The 17,284-nt window shown below is 66.0% G+C and carries 16 protein-coding genes; 9 read left to right on the forward strand and 7 right to left on the reverse strand.

Annotated elements, in window-relative coordinates; all coding sequences use genetic code 11:
* Window positions 1–60: 60 nt before the first annotated feature.
* From uraD to HYG77_RS11940, 6 genes are all read left to right on the forward strand, one after another.
* Window positions 61–573, forward strand: coding sequence for a 2-oxo-4-hydroxy-4-carboxy-5-ureidoimidazoline decarboxylase (gene uraD / locus HYG77_RS11915; RefSeq protein WP_208962761.1), 513 nt, complete (start codon window positions 61–63; stop codon window positions 571–573).
* Window positions 573–902 carry a hydroxyisourate hydrolase gene (gene uraH, locus HYG77_RS11920; protein WP_208962762.1) on the forward strand — a complete coding sequence of 110 codons (330 nt, stop codon included), beginning with the start codon at window positions 573–575 and terminating at the stop codon, window positions 900–902. Before uraD ends, uraH begins: the two co-directional genes overlap by 1 nt.
* Window positions 903–904: 2 nt before the next feature.
* Window positions 905–1,834 (forward strand): factor-independent urate hydroxylase, encoded by a 930-nt coding sequence (gene pucL / locus HYG77_RS11925; protein WP_208962763.1) that lies wholly within the window; start codon window positions 905–907, stop codon window positions 1,832–1,834.
* A 69-nt stretch (window positions 1,835–1,903) separates the two neighbouring features.
* Window positions 1,904–2,713, forward strand: coding sequence for an FAD binding domain-containing protein (locus tag HYG77_RS11930; protein ID WP_208962764.1), 810 nt, complete (start codon window positions 1,904–1,906; stop codon window positions 2,711–2,713).
* A complete protein-coding gene (locus HYG77_RS11935) occupies window positions 2,710–5,445 on the forward strand; it encodes a molybdopterin cofactor-binding domain-containing protein (protein WP_208962765.1) in 2,736 nt (911 codons plus the stop codon). Before HYG77_RS11930 ends, HYG77_RS11935 begins: the two co-directional genes overlap by 4 nt.
* Window positions 5,446–5,566: 121 nt before the next feature.
* Window positions 5,567–6,973, forward strand: coding sequence for a guanine deaminase (locus HYG77_RS11940; protein ID WP_109326607.1), 1,407 nt, complete (start codon window positions 5,567–5,569; stop codon window positions 6,971–6,973).
* A 3-nt stretch (window positions 6,974–6,976) separates the two neighbouring features.
* Here the strand turns inward: HYG77_RS11940 and HYG77_RS11945 are convergent, their stop codons facing one another.
* A complete protein-coding gene (locus HYG77_RS11945) occupies window positions 6,977–8,275 on the reverse strand; it encodes an NAD(P)/FAD-dependent oxidoreductase (RefSeq protein ID WP_109326606.1) in 1,299 nt (432 codons plus the stop codon).
* 152 nt (window positions 8,276–8,427) lie between these two features.
* Here HYG77_RS11945 and HYG77_RS11950 point away from each other — a divergent pair, with 152 nt between their 5' ends.
* A complete protein-coding gene (locus tag HYG77_RS11950; protein ID WP_208962766.1) occupies window positions 8,428–9,345 on the forward strand; it encodes a LysR family transcriptional regulator in 918 nt (305 codons plus the stop codon).
* A 22-nt stretch (window positions 9,346–9,367) separates the two neighbouring features.
* On the opposite strand, the gene HYG77_RS11955 is transcribed toward HYG77_RS11950, so the two are convergent.
* The 4 genes from HYG77_RS11955 to HYG77_RS11970 all read right to left on the reverse strand — a co-directional run bounded on the left by HYG77_RS11955 (window position 9,368) and on the right by HYG77_RS11970 (window position 12,615).
* Window positions 9,368–9,793 (reverse strand): hypothetical protein, encoded by a 426-nt coding sequence (locus tag HYG77_RS11955; protein WP_208962767.1) that lies wholly within the window; start codon window positions 9,791–9,793, stop codon window positions 9,368–9,370.
* 87 nt (window positions 9,794–9,880) lie between these two features.
* A complete protein-coding gene (locus HYG77_RS11960) occupies window positions 9,881–11,104 on the reverse strand; it encodes a globin domain-containing protein (protein ID WP_208962768.1) in 1,224 nt (407 codons plus the stop codon).
* Between the two features lies 1 nt (window position 11,105).
* On the reverse strand, window positions 11,106–11,579 hold the full coding sequence (locus HYG77_RS11965) for an Rrf2 family transcriptional regulator (RefSeq protein ID WP_109326599.1): 474 nt from the start codon (window positions 11,577–11,579) through the stop codon (window positions 11,106–11,108).
* Between the two features lie 94 nt (window positions 11,580–11,673).
* Window positions 11,674–12,615, reverse strand: coding sequence for an alpha/beta fold hydrolase (locus HYG77_RS11970; protein WP_109326577.1), 942 nt, complete (start codon window positions 12,613–12,615; stop codon window positions 11,674–11,676).
* Between the two features lie 218 nt (window positions 12,616–12,833).
* Here HYG77_RS11970 and HYG77_RS11975 point away from each other — a divergent pair, with 218 nt between their 5' ends.
* Window positions 12,834–13,406, forward strand: a complete 573-nt coding sequence (locus HYG77_RS11975; protein ID WP_208962769.1) for a nucleotidyltransferase family protein — start codon at window positions 12,834–12,836, stop codon at window positions 13,404–13,406.
* 122 nt (window positions 13,407–13,528) lie between these two features.
* On the opposite strand, the gene HYG77_RS11980 is transcribed toward HYG77_RS11975, so the two are convergent.
* Together HYG77_RS11980 and HYG77_RS11985 are read right to left on the reverse strand one after the other, a co-directional pair.
* Entirely contained in the window at window positions 13,529–14,323 is a 795-nt protein-coding gene (locus HYG77_RS11980; protein WP_109334838.1) for an ABC transporter permease, read from the reverse strand.
* 23 nt (window positions 14,324–14,346) lie between these two features.
* On the reverse strand, window positions 14,347–15,303 hold the full coding sequence (locus HYG77_RS11985; protein ID WP_208962770.1) for an ATP-binding cassette domain-containing protein: 957 nt from the start codon (window positions 15,301–15,303) through the stop codon (window positions 14,347–14,349).
* 222 nt (window positions 15,304–15,525) lie between these two features.
* Here HYG77_RS11985 and HYG77_RS11990 point away from each other — a divergent pair, with 222 nt between their 5' ends.
* Entirely contained in the window at window positions 15,526–17,172 is a 1,647-nt protein-coding gene (locus tag HYG77_RS11990) for a helix-turn-helix transcriptional regulator (RefSeq protein ID WP_208962771.1), read from the forward strand.
* Window positions 17,173–17,284 lie beyond the last annotated feature (112 nt).

The raw sequence follows: 17,284 nt of genomic DNA on the forward strand, positions 1-17,284 counted from the left end.
GCCACCTGTGCGCCTTTGTGGTAGCCAGAGGTACCAGAAAGGCTCACGGGAGGAGCACCGATGACCGAACCGCCCTGCCTGAGCACGGTGAACGAGTGGAGCGACGAGCAGGCCGTCGCCTTGCTGACCGAGTGTTGTTCGTCGACGGTGTGGGCGCGCCGGGTGGCCGCCGCGCGGCCGTTCCGCACGGCCGAAGAGCTCTATACCCGCGCCGACGAGGTTCTCGCCGAACTCACCGAAGCCGAGATCGACGAGGCCTTGGCCGGGCATCCGCGCATCGGCGACCGCCCCGACAACGCGTCGTCGGCGCGTGAGCAGTCCGCAGTCGCTTCCGCCGACCGCGAGTTGCGGGCGAAACTTCGCGCGGGAAACGAGGAGTACGAGACAAAGTTCGGGCACGTCTACCTCGTGTGCGCGTCCGGACGTTCCGCGCAGGAACTGCTCGACGTCCTACACCGACGCCTCGACAACGACAGCAGCACCGAGCGCAGGGTTCTACGGGCGGAACTCGCCGCGATCAACCGGCTGCGTCTCGTACGGTTGCTGAACCACTCCACCGAAGGAGGACGTTGATGACCAGAATCCTCAGCACGCACGTGCTGGACGCAACGACCGGTGACCCGGCAGCAGGACTGCACGTGCGGCTCGAATCCCTCGAGGGTGAACCGATCGCCTCAGCGATGACCGACGCCGACGGCCGCATCCCCGAGATCGCACCCGAGGGCCTGATCGCGGAGACGTATTGCCTCGTGTTCGACACCGGTGACTATTTCGGTCGGCGCGGCCAGGACACCTTCTACCCGGTGGTGACCGTCACCTTCGAGCTGAGAAATCCCCAGCGTGGCTACCACGTTCCGTTGTTGTTGTCCCCCTACGGCTATTCCACCTATCGCGGGAGCTGAACGTGAGCAATCCGAACAACGGCCCCCATCTCGGGGGCAAGATCGTCCTGGGTAAGAACCAGTATGGGAAGGCCGAGAACCGGATCGTACGGATCTACCGCGACACCCCGCGGCACGAGATCCGGGACGTGAGCGTCTCCACCTGCCTACGAGGTGACTTCTCCGCCGCGCACCTCGAGGGCGATCAGAGCACCGTGCTGCCCACGGATAGCCAGAAGCAGACCGCCTTCTCCTACGCGAAGGAGAATGGACTCGATTCCATCGAGGAATACGGGCTGGCGTTGGCGCAGCATTTCGTGGACGACGTCGAACCGGTCGAGGGCGCGCGCATCGAGATCGAGGAGTACTCGTGGGCACGGGCAGTGGTCGAGGGTGCCGAGCACGATCACACCTGGGTGCGGAAGGGTGAGGAGGTGCGTACCGCGGCCGTCACGGTCGACGCCGAGGGAACATGGGTGGTCGGGGGCCTGAAGGATCTGGTGATTCTGAAATCCACGGGCAGCGAGTTCTTCGGGTTCCTGAAGGACGAGTACACCGTCCTCGAAGAGACCCACGACCGGGTGATGGCCACGTCACTCGTCGTGCAATGGCGGTTCGTCACCACCGAGGTCGACTGGAACAGCGTGTACACCGACATCAAGGAACAGATCGTGTCCACATTCGCGACGGTGCATTCGTTGGCCCTGCAGCAGACACTCTACGAAATTGGAAAGGCAGTCCTCGAGCGCTGTCCCTTACTCGCGGAAGTGCGTCTGTCTGCGCCCAACAAGCATCACTTCGCGCACGACCTCGGGCGCTTCGGTGTGGAGAACGACAACGAGGTGTTTCACGCCGCCGACCGCCCCTACGGCCTGATCCAGGCGACGGTTCAGCGTTCCGACGCTCCGGACCCCGGGCCGGCGTGGTCTGCCTACGCAGGTTGGCTGAGTTGACGCCGAACGGCCGCCCGAGGAACAGCTCGTCGACGGGCGCCCGGTGGTCGAGCGTGGGAGGGTGACACCGTGGACCTCTCGTTCGTCACCGACATCGCCACACCGCGCACGCGCGCGGAACTTCCCGTGCCGGAACCGGGATCGGCGTACCTGGCCGGCGGAACCTGGTTGTACTCGGAACCGCAACCGGGCCTCACCCACCTGGTAGATCTCACTACTCTGGGCTGGCAGGCAGTCACGGTGCACCCCGACGAGCTCGAGGTGGCCTCCACGTGCACCATCGAAACACTCTGCCACACCACATATCCCGATCAATGGATCGGAACAAGCCTGTTCCGCCCGTGCGCCGAAGCGCTCGTCGCGTCGTGGAAGATCTGGCACACCGCCACCGTCGGGGGAAATCTCGCGCTCGGACTGCCGGCAGGCGCCATGATCACCGCGTGCTGCGCACTCGACGCCGAGGTGCTGCTCTGGGCATCCGAGGGGCGCGAACGGCGAATCCCGGTGCTCGAGTTGGTTACCGGCGCCGGGTGCACCCTGCTGAATCCGGGCGAACTGATCCGCAGCATTCATTTCCCGGGATCGGCACTCCGGAGCCGCACGACGCTCCGCAAGATCGCCTATTCGCCGCTCGGCCGGTCCGGCGCACTCCTGGCGGGACGACTCGGACCGGACGGATTCACGCTCGTCGTCACCGCGTCGACCCTGCGCCCATTCGTACTGCGCTTCCCCGACGTTCCCGACCCTCACGCACTCGACACTGCACTGACGGAACATATTCCACTCGAGGCGTACTTCACGGACGCACACGGTGTCGTCGACTGGCGGCGCCATGTCACCGCCGTCCTCGCGGAGGAGATCAGGGAGGAACTGGCATGAAGTTCACCGTCGACGGGCAGCCGGTGAACGCCGACCCGCGGCCCGGTCAGTGCCTGCGCACGCTGTTGCGGGACCACGACGTTTTCGCGGTCAAGAAGGGGTGCGACGCCGGTGATTGCGGCGCCTGCACAGTATTGCTCGACGGCCACCCCGTGCATTCGTGTGTCATTCCGGCGCACCGTGCCGAGGGCCTCGAGGTGACGACGGCCGCGGGGCTGGGGAGCTCCGAACGACTACATCCCGTCCAGGAGCAGTTCGTCGCTGCGGCTGGCTTCCAGTGCGGATTCTGCACTCCGGGAATGGTAGTCACTGCTTCTGCGCTCACCGCCGATCAACGGGCCGACCTTCCCCGCACCCTGAAGGGAAACTTGTGCCGCTGCACAGGTTACCGCGCGATCCGGGATGCAGTCGGCGGAATCTGCACCACCGAGGACGACTCGAGCGGTCACTCCTCCGGCCGTTCGATTCCTGCCCCCGCCGCCACCCGGGTGGTGTGCGGGGCCGAACCGTACACCCTCGATGTCAGGGTCCAGGGATTGCTCCACGTCCACGTCCTCGGCAGCCCGCACGCCCATGCGCGGATCACCCGCATCGACACCGCCGCAGCGGAGGGAGTGCCCGGCGTCCACGCGGTACTCACCCACCGAGACAGCCCGGATGTCGCCTTCTCCACCGCACGTCACGAACTCCGCACCGACGACCCGGACGACACCTACGTCTTCGACACCGTGCTGCGGTTCGTCGGGCAGCGTGTCGCGGCGGTGGTCGCCGACTCGGTCGACATTGCTCGCCGCGCAGCGGAATTGATCGACGCCGAATACGACATTCTGGAGCCTGTATTCGACCCGGACCTGGCACACCGGGCAGGCGCGCCCCTGCTCCACTCCGACAAGCGCGCCGAGTCGCGCATCGCGGATCCCACCCGGAATCTGGTGGCAGAGTTGCACGGTGAGGTCGGCGACGTCGACTCGGGACTCGCGGCGGCCCGGGCGTCGGGCGCGGTGGTCGAGGGGACGTGGCAGACGCAGCGCGTGCAACACGTCCATCTGGAGACGCATTCCGCGATCGGCTGGCTCGACGACGAGGGGCGACTGACCCTCCGGAGCAGCACTCAGGTTCCCTTCCTCGTACGCGACGAACTGGCACGACTCTTCGCGCTGGACCGTTCCGGGGTCCGGGTGTTCACCGCCCGAATCGGTGGTGGATTCGGCGCCAAACAAGAAATGCTCGTCGAGGACCTCGTCGCGCTTGCGGTCTTGCGCACCGGTAAGCCCGTGCAGTATGAGTTCACCCGCTCGGACCAGTTCACCACCGCGCCGTGCCGCCATCCCATGCGGGTCGCGGTGCGGGCCGGGGCCGATGGAGACGGAAGGCTGACCGCGCTCGCCGTGGACGTGCTGTCGGACGCCGGAGCCTACGGAAATCACTCCGCGGGGGTGATGTTCCACAGCTGCGGAGAGTCCGTCGCGCTGTACCGCTCCCCCAACAAGCGGGTCGATGCCCGGGCCGTGTACACCAACAACTTGCCGTCGGGCGCCTTCCGCGGATACGGGCTCGGACAGGTCATTTTCGGTATCGAGTCGGCGTTGGACGAACTTGCCCGAAAGCTGGGCATCGACCCCTTCGATTTCCGCCGCCGCAACGTGATCGTTCCGGGGGACGACTTCGTCGAAGCCGAGGTGGCGCACGACGACCTCACCTACGGGAGCTACGGGCTCGACCAATGCCTCGACCTCGCCGAGGCAGCCCTGCGCCGGGGCAATGGAGTTACCCCACCAAAGGGCCCGCGGTGGAAAGTCGGCGAGGGCATGGCGGCGTCCATGATCGCAACCATTCCGCCGCGTGGGCACTTCGCGGAAGCGTCCTGCACTCTCGTCGCGGGCGGCCACTACGAAGTGCGGGTAGGAACCGCCGAATTCGGCAACGGAACCACGACCGTGCACGCGCAGCTCGCGGCAACCGCGCTCGGCACCACCACCGATCGAATCATCATCCGCCAGTCCGACACCGACTTCACGGGGCACGACACGGGAGCGTTCGGGTCGGCCGGAAGTGTGGTTGCCGGAAAGGCAGTCGATCAGGCGTGCAACAGTCTGCGCGCACTTCTGTCCGGAACCGCGCGCCGCGTCGCCGGTGTCGCCGAGGACGCGGAATGCTCGCTGACACCGGAGGGCGTCCGGATCGGCACCCAAGTGATCGAATGGGACAAGCTCGCGGCCGAGGGCGTTCTTCGAGCCGAGGGTCGGCACGACGGCACTCCCCGCTCGGTGGTCTTCAACGTGCATGCATTCCGGGTCGCCGTCGACACGGTCACCGGTGAGGTACGAATTCTGCAGTCGGTTCAGTCCGCCGACGCAGGGACCGTCCTCAATCCGCAGCAGTGCCGTGGACAGGTCGAGGGAGGCGTAGCTCAGGCGATCGGCAGTGCGCTGTATGAAGAGATCCGCCTCGACGGCGCCGGAACGGTCCTGGGACCTCAGCTGAGGAACTATCACATCCCCCAACTGGCCGATATCCCCGAGACCGAAGTGTATTTCGCGGACACCTACGACCAATTAGGTCCACTGGGCGCCAAATCCATGAGCGAGTCGCCGTACAACCCGGTGGCCCCGGCCTTGGCCAACGCCATTGCCGACGCCACCGGCGTTCGCTTGCGACGGTTGCCGATGACTCCGGCACGGGTGTGGCGAGAGATGACCACGGCCCGTGTCGGTCACATCGAGGCCCCGTAGCCCGTCCCGAATGTGTACTTGCACCTGTTCGTACGGTCGGGTGCTCGGTCTGTTTCGCCACGATATGGGTCGGATCGGTGGCATTGTGAGTACTGGCCGCTACTGGACGGGAGTTCATCACATGGCAACGCACATCCACCTCGGGCATATCTTCCACATCGCCGGCGCACCGACAGTGACCGAAGCCGCGGCCGCTCTCGTATCGATTCCCGACGGCGCACTGGTCCTGGACGATTCCGGGCGAATCGCGTTCTGCGGCGACCGAACCGAGATTCCGTCGGAATATGAGTCCGGCACCGTGCACGACCACCGGCCCGGGTTCTTGTTGCCGGGGTTCGTCGACACCCACATCCATTTCCCGCAGACCTACGCCGGCGACTCCTACGGCGGCGGACAACTGCTGGAATGGCTGACCCTGTGCATGTTCCCGTCGGAAACGAAGTTCGCCGATCCGGAGTTCGCGCAGCAAGCGGCCGTCGAGTTCACCCACCGTCGCATCTCGGCGGGCACTACGGCCGCGATGGTGTTCGGGTCGGCGTTTCCGCATGCACAGGACGCCCTGTTCACCGAGACGAAGAAGGCCGGTCTGCGTATCGTCAGCGGCCGCGGCATTCAGACTGTCGGTGTCGGCACCGCCCAGCCACTGATGACATCCGAAGAGGACGCCATCCGGCTGACCCGCGAAGAGATCGACAAGTGGCACGGCGCGGATACCGGTGATGTCGCCACCGCGCTGTTGCATGTGGCTATCGTCCCTCGGTTCTCGTTGTCGGTGACGACCGAGACCCTGAAAAACCTCGGAGAACTGTACGACGAAGTGCGGGACCGCGGGGTGTATGTGCACTCGCATCTCAACGAGAACAATCGCCCGGGAACCGGAGAGGTGGACTCGACCAAAGAGGTGTACCAGGTGAATTCATACCTGGACACTTACGACGGGAAGTTCCTGCCCGGCTCCCAGGTGGGCGGAAAGAGCCTGCTGGGCCGACGAACCATCCTCGCGCACTGCGTGCACTGCCAGGACGTCGAGCTCGAACGGATGGCCGAGACCGGTACGTCCGTCTCGCACTGTCCGGTCTCGCAGCTGTTCCTGGGATCCGGAACGATGCCGTGGAAGCGGACGGTCGCCTCGGGTGTCAACATCTCCGCGGGCACAGATTTCGGCGGCGGCGACGAATGGTTGATCCCGCGGGTGCTCGGCGATGCGTTCAAAGTGCACATCAACGAACCCGGGGACGACGGAGTATCGATGCATCCGGCCGAAATGCTGTTCATCGGTACCCTCGGCGGTGCCAGAGCCTTGGACATGGAGAACCGATTCGGTAACTTCGACGTCGGTAAGGAGGCCGACTTCGTCGTCGTCGATCCGTCCGGCACCCCGGCGCTCGACGGACTACTGCGCCATGGCATCCGCGCCGCCGACCCCGACCTGGCCCGCGATCAGACCCTCTTCGCGCTCTTGATGGGGATACGCGATACCTCCATCGCCGAGGTCTATGTCGCGGGCCGGCGGGCCGGGGCGTCCTGAGTTCTAGGCCGCCCGGTCCAGCTCGTTCGAGTCGGCAGGTTCGATCTCCTGCGCGTAGTGGAAGTGCGGGCGCCGATGACCGAGGAACGATCCACACCACGACATCACTGCCACGTAGCGGTTCCGGAATCCGACCAGGTAGACGAGGTGGACGGCAAGCCATAGGAACCAGGCGAGTACACCGGTCAACTCGATCTTGCCGACGCGGGTGATCGCGCGGAACCGGTTGATGATCGCCATGCTGCCCTTGTCCCGATAGGTGAAGGGTGTTCCGGCCGCCCGCTTTCCGTTGATGATCGCCGCGACGTGACGGCCACCCTGCATCGCGAACGGCGACTGAGCCGGGAGGTTGTTCAGCGAAGCCATGTCACCGATGGCATAGATGTCGTCGTAGCGGCCCACAGTGAGGTCCTCGTCGACCAGCAGTCGACCGCCGCGGCCGGTCTCACACCCGGTCCGTTCCGCGAGCACCGCCGCGAAGTCGTTGGCCTGAATGCCGGCCGACCAGATGATCGTCTCCGCCGTCAGTCGCTTCTCGAACCCGTTACCGGGCGACGACAAGGTGGCACCGTGCTCGTCGATATCGGTGACCATGGTGCCGAGGACCACCTCGACCCCTGCACGCTCGAGCGAGTCCTGCGTGTACTTGCTGAGCTTGCCGCCGAACACGGGCAGCGTCTCCCCCGCACCCTCGACGAGGGTCACGGTGACGTCCTCGGCGGTGACGTCCCGCAGCGACTTCTCGAAGTAACGTCCCGCCAGTTCCTTGATCTGACCTGCCAGTTCGACCCCAGTGGGCCCCGCGCCGATCACGATGAAGTGGAGCAGATCCCGACGACGTTCCGGGTCCGACGTGGTGTGCGCCTCTTCGAAGCAGCGGACGATCTGGCGGCGCAACCGGTCGGCGTCGGCGACCGTCTTGAGGGCGTACGTGACCTCGGCGAACTCGTCGCGGCCGAAGTACGCCTGACGAGCACCCGTCGCGGCGATCAGAGTGTCGTAGCCGAGGGTGTGGCGGATCCCGCCTGCCTCGTAGACCACCTCGCGCTTGTCCGGGTCGACGTCGACGACACGGCCGAGCCGGACGTCACCACTGGGATACTTGGCGAGGATGGCGCGGATGGACGGCGCGATCTCGCCGGGCGAGAGCACACCCGTGGCCACCTGGTAGAGCAGTGGCTGGAAGAGGTGCTCGGTGGTCTCGGAAATCAGCACGAACGGCGTGCCTGCCTTGCCGAGCTTCTTCGCCGCCGCGAGGGCGCCGAAACCCGATCCCACGATGACGACCTGTGTGCGATCCACCGAAAACCTCCTCTGCCAGCGTTCCTGTGCTTAGCGTTGCGTATGAGCCCACCTTATGGATCCGATGAGCCTGATTGCCAATAACCTGGGGAAATCGAAATTGTGTTATCTCGATCGCTCATAAATGCTCGTCGGCGCGGTAGCCTGGGGTCATGGAGTTCCGGCAGTTGCGCTACTTCCTCGCGGTCGGTGAAGAAGGCAGTTTTTCCCGAGCGGCGGAGCGATGCTTCATCTCGCAGTCGGCGATCAGCCACCAGATAGCCAAGCTCGAGCACGAACTCGGCACGGCCCTACTCGAACGGTCCACCCGTGCGACGCGCCTGACCGCGGCCGGCGAACGCCTCATGCCGATCGCGGCAGAAATGATGAGCCTCGAGGCGCGCGCACTCTCGGTGGGACTCGACCCCCGCAATCGGCTGCGAATCAGCGCCAGCATGAGCTTCGCCACCCAAAGCCTGGAGGCGATATCCCTTGTGCGCGAGGAGTTCCCACAGCTCGACATCGAATTCGTCATCAAGGATTTCACCGACCGCATGACCGCGGTGGCGTCCGGTGATGCAGACCTGGCCCTGATCCGCGGCGGCGTCGACAGACCAGGACTCGAAACAATCGAATTCGGCCTCGAAGATCTGGTGATCGTCACCTCGGCTCAACATCCGCTGTCCAAGTTTTCGACCGTCGACCTCAGCGAACTGGCGCCCTATCCGCTACTGCTGCCGCCGCGCAGTAGTCAGGTGCTGATCCACACCGTGGTCGAGGACGCCTTCCGGCAGGTCGGGCAACGCGTAAAGCTCGGGCCCTCGATTCCCAGCGACCACACGGCCACCCTCGACGTCCTCACCACTCCCCTGTCGTGGACCGTGTTGTACGCCGACACCGCCGACGCGACTCCCCGGCGCGGGCTCAGTTTCATGTGTGAGTCGCACGACCTCCTGCGCATCCCGGTGTGCGGGGTAGTCCGCAGCGGAACGGCAACCCGGCCCGAACTCACTCACTTGTTTCGTGCGCTCGCGCAGTCGATCGCAGGATCACGGGGAGCTGCCGACGCCGGATCCCCAGCCGACAGTTAGGCCGCCAGGATCGGCGCGCGACCTACTGGCCGAGGAGGAATATTCCGGCGATCAGGAGGGCGAGCACCTTCACCGACTCCAATCCGACATACGCCCAGTGTGCGCGAGAGCGCGGAGCTTCTTCACCGGCAAGGATCCGGTCGGACCGACGCGTCAGCCTGGGCCGGACAACGGCCAACTGCACGACGAGCACCGCGACCGCCGCCATCGCCACGACTATGACATGGACGGGTGGGGCGTCGACGACGATCGCGGCTACCAGTGCTGCCGCCCAAAGCATTTCGATGGAATTGAGAGCGCGGAAGACGAGCCGCCCGATACCCAGTCCCACTCGCACCGTGTCCCCGGGTGCCCGGAACTTCAGCGGCGCCTCCACGAACGAGATCGCCACCACCATTCCGAGCCATACGAAGGTCACGGCGATTGCTACGGCGTGCGCGGTAGTCATCTGATGTCCTTTCCGGTGCAGTCGAACTCACCCGCCACGAGACGGCTGCGCACCCTGCTCGTGTACCGAGGCGTGCCGGTGAAGTGCTCATGCAGGGGCGGCCGCCCAGCTGTCCGGGCCGAAAACCTCGTAATGAATGTTCTCGGCCGCAACATCTTTCGCGAGCAAGGCTTCGCGCATGCCCAGCATGAAGGGCAGCGGCCCACAGAGATAGGCCCGGGTGCCGGGGGCGACGGTGATCTCCCCGAGGTCGGCTCGCCCCTTCCGCAGGTCCCCCTCGGGGCGACGCGCGCCGAGGTCCTCGTACCAGCGGTGCATGACCGCGAACGGCAACCGCTCGACGAGTTCGGTCAACTCCGCCCGGTGGGCGTGGTTACTGGGTGAGCGGTCGGCGTGCAGCACCGAGATCGGGCGGGTGTCCTCGGTGTCGGCGAGGTGGCTGAGCATGCCCATCATCGGCGTGCACCCGATGCCGGCCGAAATCAGCAGCAGCGGCGCGTCGTCGTCCTGCAGAACCAGGTCACCGAACGGGGTGGTCACGTCCAGCAGGTCATGCTCGAAAACATTGCGGTACAGGAAGTTCGACACTTCGCCCGCAGGCGAGTGCGATCCATCGGACAGCATCTGCCCGTCTACCCGCTTGACGGTGATCCGCCAATCCTCGTGCGACGGAGCGGACGAGAGGCTGTACTGGCGGATCTGCCGGGCGCCGTCGGAAAGGTGAACCCCCACCGACAGATACTGCCCCGGCGCGAAGGCGGGCAGGGACACGCCGTCCACCGAGGTAAGCACGAAGGAGACGGTGTCGGCGGACTCGTGGCGGCGCTCACGGACACGTACCTGCCGCCAGACGTCACCGGGCGTGACCACTGCTGCGCGGTAGAGACCGGCTTCCATCGCGATCAGGGTCTCGGCCATCATCCAGTACACCTCGTCCCAGGCGGCGGCCACCTCCGGAGTGACGGCGTCACCGAGCACCTCGACGATGGCGTCGAACAGATGGGTGTGCACGATCGCGTACTGGGCGGGCTCGATTCCCAGCGAGGCATGTTTGTTCGCGATCCGCGAGAGGATCAAATCGACGCGAGCCTGATCGGGTTCCAGCTGCAGAGCCGCGAACGCGGCGATCGCCCCCGCCAACGCTTTCTGCTGACCACCCTGCTTCTGGTTGCCCCGGTTGAACAGGTCGCGTTCGAGGTCGGGGTGGGCGGCAAACATTCTGCGGTAGAACAGGCTAGTGATGTCGCCGATGGCGGCACCGACCACGGGCAGCGTGGCGCGGATGATTTCCGTGGAAGTGGGCGAGAGCATGTCATTCTCCGATCGCGGAAGAGAACTGGAAATTTGTGTCGGCCGGCCGGGGCAGTCCGAGCAGGACGGCGCGGGTCGGTGATTGGGTGAGGTCGTCGATGGTGACAGTGTCGAGCGACGCGAAAAACGCTTCCTGCGCACGGCGCAGCGCCGACCGCAGCCGGCAACCCGACCGCAGCGGACACGGCTGGGCGCCGTCGCATTCGACCACCTCCCCGTCTCCCTCGAGGCGGCGGGCGAGCCACCCGACCGAGGCGGTGCGGCCGAGTTCGGTAATGGCAAGGCCGCCCCCGCGGCCGCGGCGCGCGTCGACGATGCCGAGTTCGGCGAGCCGGGTGATCACTTTTGTCGCGTGCGTGTAGGACACCGCCAATTCCTCGGCGACCTGACGGCTCCCCGGACGGTCCCCCTCTGCCGCGACGGCCAGGCGCATGACGACCCGCAAGCCGAGGTCGGTGAACCGGGTGAGCTGCATGATCTGAAAGTACGTTAATTCGCATTCGATATGCGAGTTATGTGAGTGAGGTTACGTGCCGGCTGCCGGCGACACCCGGACGGGAGCGACGACGCTAGACGAGCCCGTGCCGGTCGATCCAGGTCAGCACGTGGTCGAGTACCGCGTCCGGCATCTCGAGTTGTGGGGTGTGCCCGACTCCGGGCAGTACGACAGTGTCCCACCGCGGGTTGTCGGCAGCGACCTTGCGCGCCGCGGCGACCGGAACCAGGCGGTCGCGGTCACCGTGGAGCAGGAGAACCGGTTGTTCGAGGGCGCGCATGGCCTGCAGGTAACGCTGCGGACGCGCCATCACCCGCATCAGTGACCGGCTCGCCTGCAGGAACGCGGCATCTTGCGAGGGCTGCTCGCGCCGGTACTTCGCCAGCTCGGTCGCTGCCTCGAGGACGTCCTCGGAGGCCCGTGCGGGATCGGCGAAGCACAGGTCGATGACCCGCTCGACCAGCTGACGGTCGGTCATCCGCCGGCTCGAATACTGGAGGTAACGCTCCCCGACAAAGGGCGTCATGTACATCGCGAACTGCGCAGCGATCCGCGGATGCGGCATCCGCTGCGCCGCAGGAAGCGCCGGGTCGACGAGCACGAGTGCAGCAACAGTGTCGGGGTGGGCGGACGCCTCGAACATCGAAATCATGCCGCCCATGGAATTGCCCATCAGGATCACCGGTCCACCCACCACCTCGGTGAGGAAGCGGTGAAGTACGGCCACGTTGGCGGGGATCCCCGTCTGACGTTTCCCCGCCGGGCTGAGTCCGAAACCGGGGAGATCCACCGTCAGAACCCGCGTCCGTTCCGCCAACGCCGGGGCCACCCGAACCCAGTTGAGATGGGACCCACCGAGGCCGTGCACCATCACCACCGGCAGCGACCCTGCTTCCGGATCGCCGTACTCGACCCAGTGGACGGGTCCGTCGATGTCGATGACACTGCCCGAGCCACCCCACGACCGCGCGAACGTCCGACCGGCCGGCGAGCCGCCTCGTTTCGGATCGAGCATGCGTCCATCCCCTTCGATGCGTTGTCTCGGCGTCGCGCCTCTCACTGTCCGGAGGCCGGTGCCGGTCAGTCTACGACCGATGTTCCTCCAGGCCCCGGAGCCAACTTCTCGAAGGAGAAGTAGCGTGAACGCGTGCCGTACTTGCCTCCGAGTTCCGAGAACGCCGACAGCGAGCCGATCGCGGTGTCGACGGCCGAACGGGCCGCGGTCGTCCAGCCGTGACGATCGGGGGCATGCTGCTCGCCGCGGGAGGCGGCTCGCGGATGGGTATGCCCAAGGCGCTCGTCGTCGGCGTCGACGGAGAACCGTGGCTGGGGCGTGGCGTCCGCATTCTCGCGAAGGCCGGATGCCGTCCCGTCCTCGTAGTCCTCGGCGCCCGCGCCGACGAGGCAGAGAGTCTGCTACCCGACGGCGTACCGGTCGTCGTGGGTGTGGCGAAAGACTGGCAGCAGGGCATGTCGGCGTCGCTGCGACGAGGTTTGGAGGTTGCGGAGACGTTCGACAACGTCGACGCCGTCGTCATCACCCTCGTCGATCTGCCCGACCTGGACGCCGACGCTGTACGCCGCATCGCCTCCGTTCCGCCGGGCAGCGCACGAGCGGCCTTGCGGCAAGCTCGTTACACCGACGCACCCGGACATCCCGTCCTCATCGGCCGCGACCACTGGGAAGCTCTACGTCACAGCCTCACCGGCGACACCGGCGCGAGGCAGTACCTCGCCGCTCACGGAGCCGAGATGGTCGACTGCTCCGACCTCGGAACCGGCCGGGACGTCGATTCCCGCGATTAATTGCAGCCCCGTGGCCCTTCCCCCTGTACGAACGGGACGTTCGTTCGATCCAACGCAACGAGCGTCCCGTTGGTGCACCGGGAGCAGCGGCAGTCACCGGGAGCAGCGGCAGCCGGCGACAGTCAGCGGCTGACCGCCTTCTTGTAACGCCGGATCGCGAACGGAACGAAGATGACGAGCAGTACCGCCGTCCATGCCAGCGAGGCGATCACGGGATTCTGCAATGGCCAGGCGTCGGGAACTGCCATGGCAGGGTTCGTGTTTCCGAACAATTCGCGCACGGCCTGGGTGAGTGCGGACACCGGGTTCCACTCCGCGATCACTTTGAGCGGCCCCGGCAGGTTGGTGGTTTCGACGAACGTGTTCGCGACGAAGGACAACGGGAAAATGACGATGAAGCTGGCATTGTTGAACACTTCGGGCGTGCGGATCCACAGCCCCACTACCGCCATCACCCACGACAGCGCATAAGCGAACAGCAGGAGAAGCAGGTAGCCCAGTACGGCCTCACCCACACTCGAGTGGATACGCCACCCGATGACGAGACCCGTCAGCGACATCACCACGAGACTGACGATGTTGATCAGCACGTCGGTGGACGTCCGTCCCAGGAGAACCGCTGACGGCGCCATCGGGAGCGATCGAAACCGGTCGATGATGCCCTTCTGCACATCCTCGACCATGCCGAGTCCGGTCCACGTCGCCCCGAAGATGACCGTCTGGGTGAAGATTCCGGCGATCAGGAACTCGCGATACGACATCCCGGGAACTTCGATGGCACTTCCGAATACGTATGCGAACAGCAGCACGAACATGATCGGCGACAGCGTGGTGAAGACGATGAGGTCGGGCACGCGTTTGATCTTGATCATGTTGCGCTTGGCGATGGTGAGACCGTCGGCGAGTGCGGTGTGCATCGGGGCGGTGGTTGGTGGTGCGGTCATGAGACTTGCTCCTCCTCGGCCTCGTGCCCGGTGAGGGTGAGGAACACGTCGTCGAGCGTGGGCCGGCGCAACCCGACGTCGAATACCTTCACCCCACGATCGGACAGCCGGCCCAGGGCCTCGACCAGTGCGTCCGAACCCCCGGACACCGGGACGGTGACCCGGCGGACGTTGTCTTCGATGGTGATCGGGCCGGCGGCCAGGGGTGTGAGTTCGTTTCGCACCACCTCGAGATCGGCACCTTCCCGGACGGTCAGTTCGATGCGCTCACCACCGACGCGATCCTTCAGCTCGTCGGCGGTCCCACGTGCGATCACGCTGCCGCGGTCGATGACGGCGATCTGATCGGCGAGCCGCTCCGCCTCTTCCATGTACTGGGTGGTGAGCAGCAGGGTGGTGCCCTTGGCCACGAGGCTGTCGATGACGTCCCACAGTCCGAGTCGGGCCCGGGGATCCAGTCCGGTGGTGGGTTCGTCGAGGAAAAGAACCTCCGGTTCGGCCACCAGCGCGCCCGCAAGGTCGAGGCGGCGTCTCATGCCGCCGGAGTACCCCTTCACGGGCCGGTCCCCGGCTTCCACCAGATCGAACTGTTCGAGCAACTCGCGGGCCCGGGCTTTGCTTCGCTTGGCACCGAGGTGGTAGAGCCTGCCCACCATCTCGAGGTTCTCGAAACCGGTGAGGTATTCGTCGACCGCTGCGTACTGGCCGGACGCACCGATCCGCGACCGAAGAGCCCGGGCGTCGTGGATGACGTCGAGACCCGCCACCCGGGCCCATCCTTCGTCCGGGACGAGAAGGGTAGTGAAGACGCGTACCGCGGTGGTCTTGCCTGCACCGTTCGGCCCAAGCAGGGCCATGACGCTTCCCGCGCGGACCGCGAGATCTACACCGCCGAGCGCGGTGACCTTTCCGTACCGTTTCACCAGCCCCTCGGCTGCGATCGCGTCGACCATCAGAACTCCCCGTTCCTCGGCGTGTGAACCCAGTGTGACTCGAGGCGCCGACAGGGTGCAGGGAATATAGGCCCCCGCCGCCTGGTCTGCGGACCAGAACCCGTCTTCAGGCGCGATGCAACGACTCCACAGCGACCACGCGAGGGCAGCGAGGGCAGCGAGCGCGGCGGTAATCTGGATGCGAGCGCCTCCACAACACTGCGAAACCGGCAGGAGAAGGTGATGTCCGACGACACGTCGGCGCTCCGGACCGGCCGCGAGGCCTACACCCGGCAAGACTGGAGCGTCGCCTATACCCAACTGTCGAACGCCGATCGGCAGGAACCGCTCGGGGGTACGGATCTCGAGCGACTCGCGGTCGCTGCCTATCTGATCGGTGAGGACGACGCCGCTACCGAGTTCTGGACGCGGGCCGTGAACCAGTGGGGACGCAGCAGCGATCCCGTGAGCGCGGCGCGCTGCGCATTCTGGCTCGGACTCGCCCTGTCCCTCAGAGGTGAGCAGGTTCGCGGTGGCGGCTGGTTGGGCAGGGCACAGAAGCTACTGGACACCACGGGTGTCGACTGCCCCGAACGCGGCTACCTCCTGGTCCCCCTGGGACTCCAGCGCCTGGCCGAGGGAGACGGCGCCGCAGCGCGGGAGGTGTTCTCCACCGCAGCAGTCATCGGTGAACGGTTCGCCAATCCCGACCTCATCTCGCTGGGCGCGCTCGGGACGGGCCATGCGCTGATCGTGCTGGGCCGCCACCTCGACGGCGTTGCGGCCTTCGACGAGGCCATGATCCTGGTGACGTCCGAGGAGGTGTCTCCCATCGTCACCGGAATCGTGTATTGCGCTGTGATCGAGCAGTGCCAGCGCATTTTCGACCTGCGCCGCTCGCAGGAATGGACTGCCGCACTGACCCGGTGGTGTTCGGCGCAGCCGGACCTGGTGCCCTACCGCGGCCAATGCCTCGTCCACCGTGCCGAGATCCTGCAACTGCAGGGCGCGTGGGCGGAATCCATGGAGGCGGCCCGGCGTGCACACCGAAGACTCACCCAGCCGACGGTGCACGCCGCCGTGGGGTCCGCCAGCTATCTGATGGCTGAGCTCCATCGACTGCGCGGTGAGTTCGCGCAGGCCGAAAAGCTGTACACGGAAGCGAACAAGTGGGGTAGGCCGCCGCGGCCCGGGCTTGCCCTGCTGCGAATGATGCAGGGCCGGGTCGGCAGCGCGGTGGCCTGCATTCGGCGTGAGGTGGACGAGACGCTCGACCCACTCGAGCAGGCACGACTCCTCCCGGCATGCGTCGAGATCATGCTCGCCGCGCACGACGTCGCATCGGCCCGCGCCGCCGCAGCAGCACTCGACACGCTCGCCGCACGCCTCGACATCCCCTACCTCCACGCCGTGGCCGCGCAGGCGTCGGGGTCGGTTCTGCTCGCGGAATCCCAGGCTCAGAACGCAGTGGCCGTCCTCCGCGAGGCGTGGGAACGGTGGAACCTGATCGGGGCGCCGTACGAGGCGGCACGCGTGCGGGAGCTGATCGGGCGGGCGTGCCGCGAGCTCGGCGACGTGGACACCGCGCGGATGGAGTTCGATCTCGCCGCCGCGATCTACCGCGACCTGGCCGCTGCTCCCGATCTGGAACGGGTACGGACGGAAGTCGGAACCGAATCCTCGGCTTCGCCCCTGACTCCCCGTGAGCTGAATGTGCTCCGCCTCGTGGCCGCGGGGAAGACGAATCGCGCCGTCGCCGAGGACCTGTTCCTCAGCGAGAAGACGGTGGCCCGGCATCTGAGCAACATCTTCCTCAAACTGGGAATCTCTTCCCGCTCCGCTGCGACCGCGTATGCCTACGAGCATCGTCTCGTGGAGCCGTCTGCATAGAACTACCCATGCCGGGTGGAGAATGCTGCATCATTCTCCCGAAGCCCCCCGGCCGGGTGCGGTCATAGCGTCGTAGCTGACGATTTCCACCCTCGACGAAGAGGCAATGACC

Origin of the sequence: Rhodococcus sp. ZPP, assembly GCF_017656075.1 — a bacterium.
In the GTDB taxonomy this organism is placed as follows: domain Bacteria; phylum Actinomycetota; class Actinomycetes; order Mycobacteriales; family Mycobacteriaceae; genus Rhodococcus_F; species Rhodococcus_F oxybenzonivorans.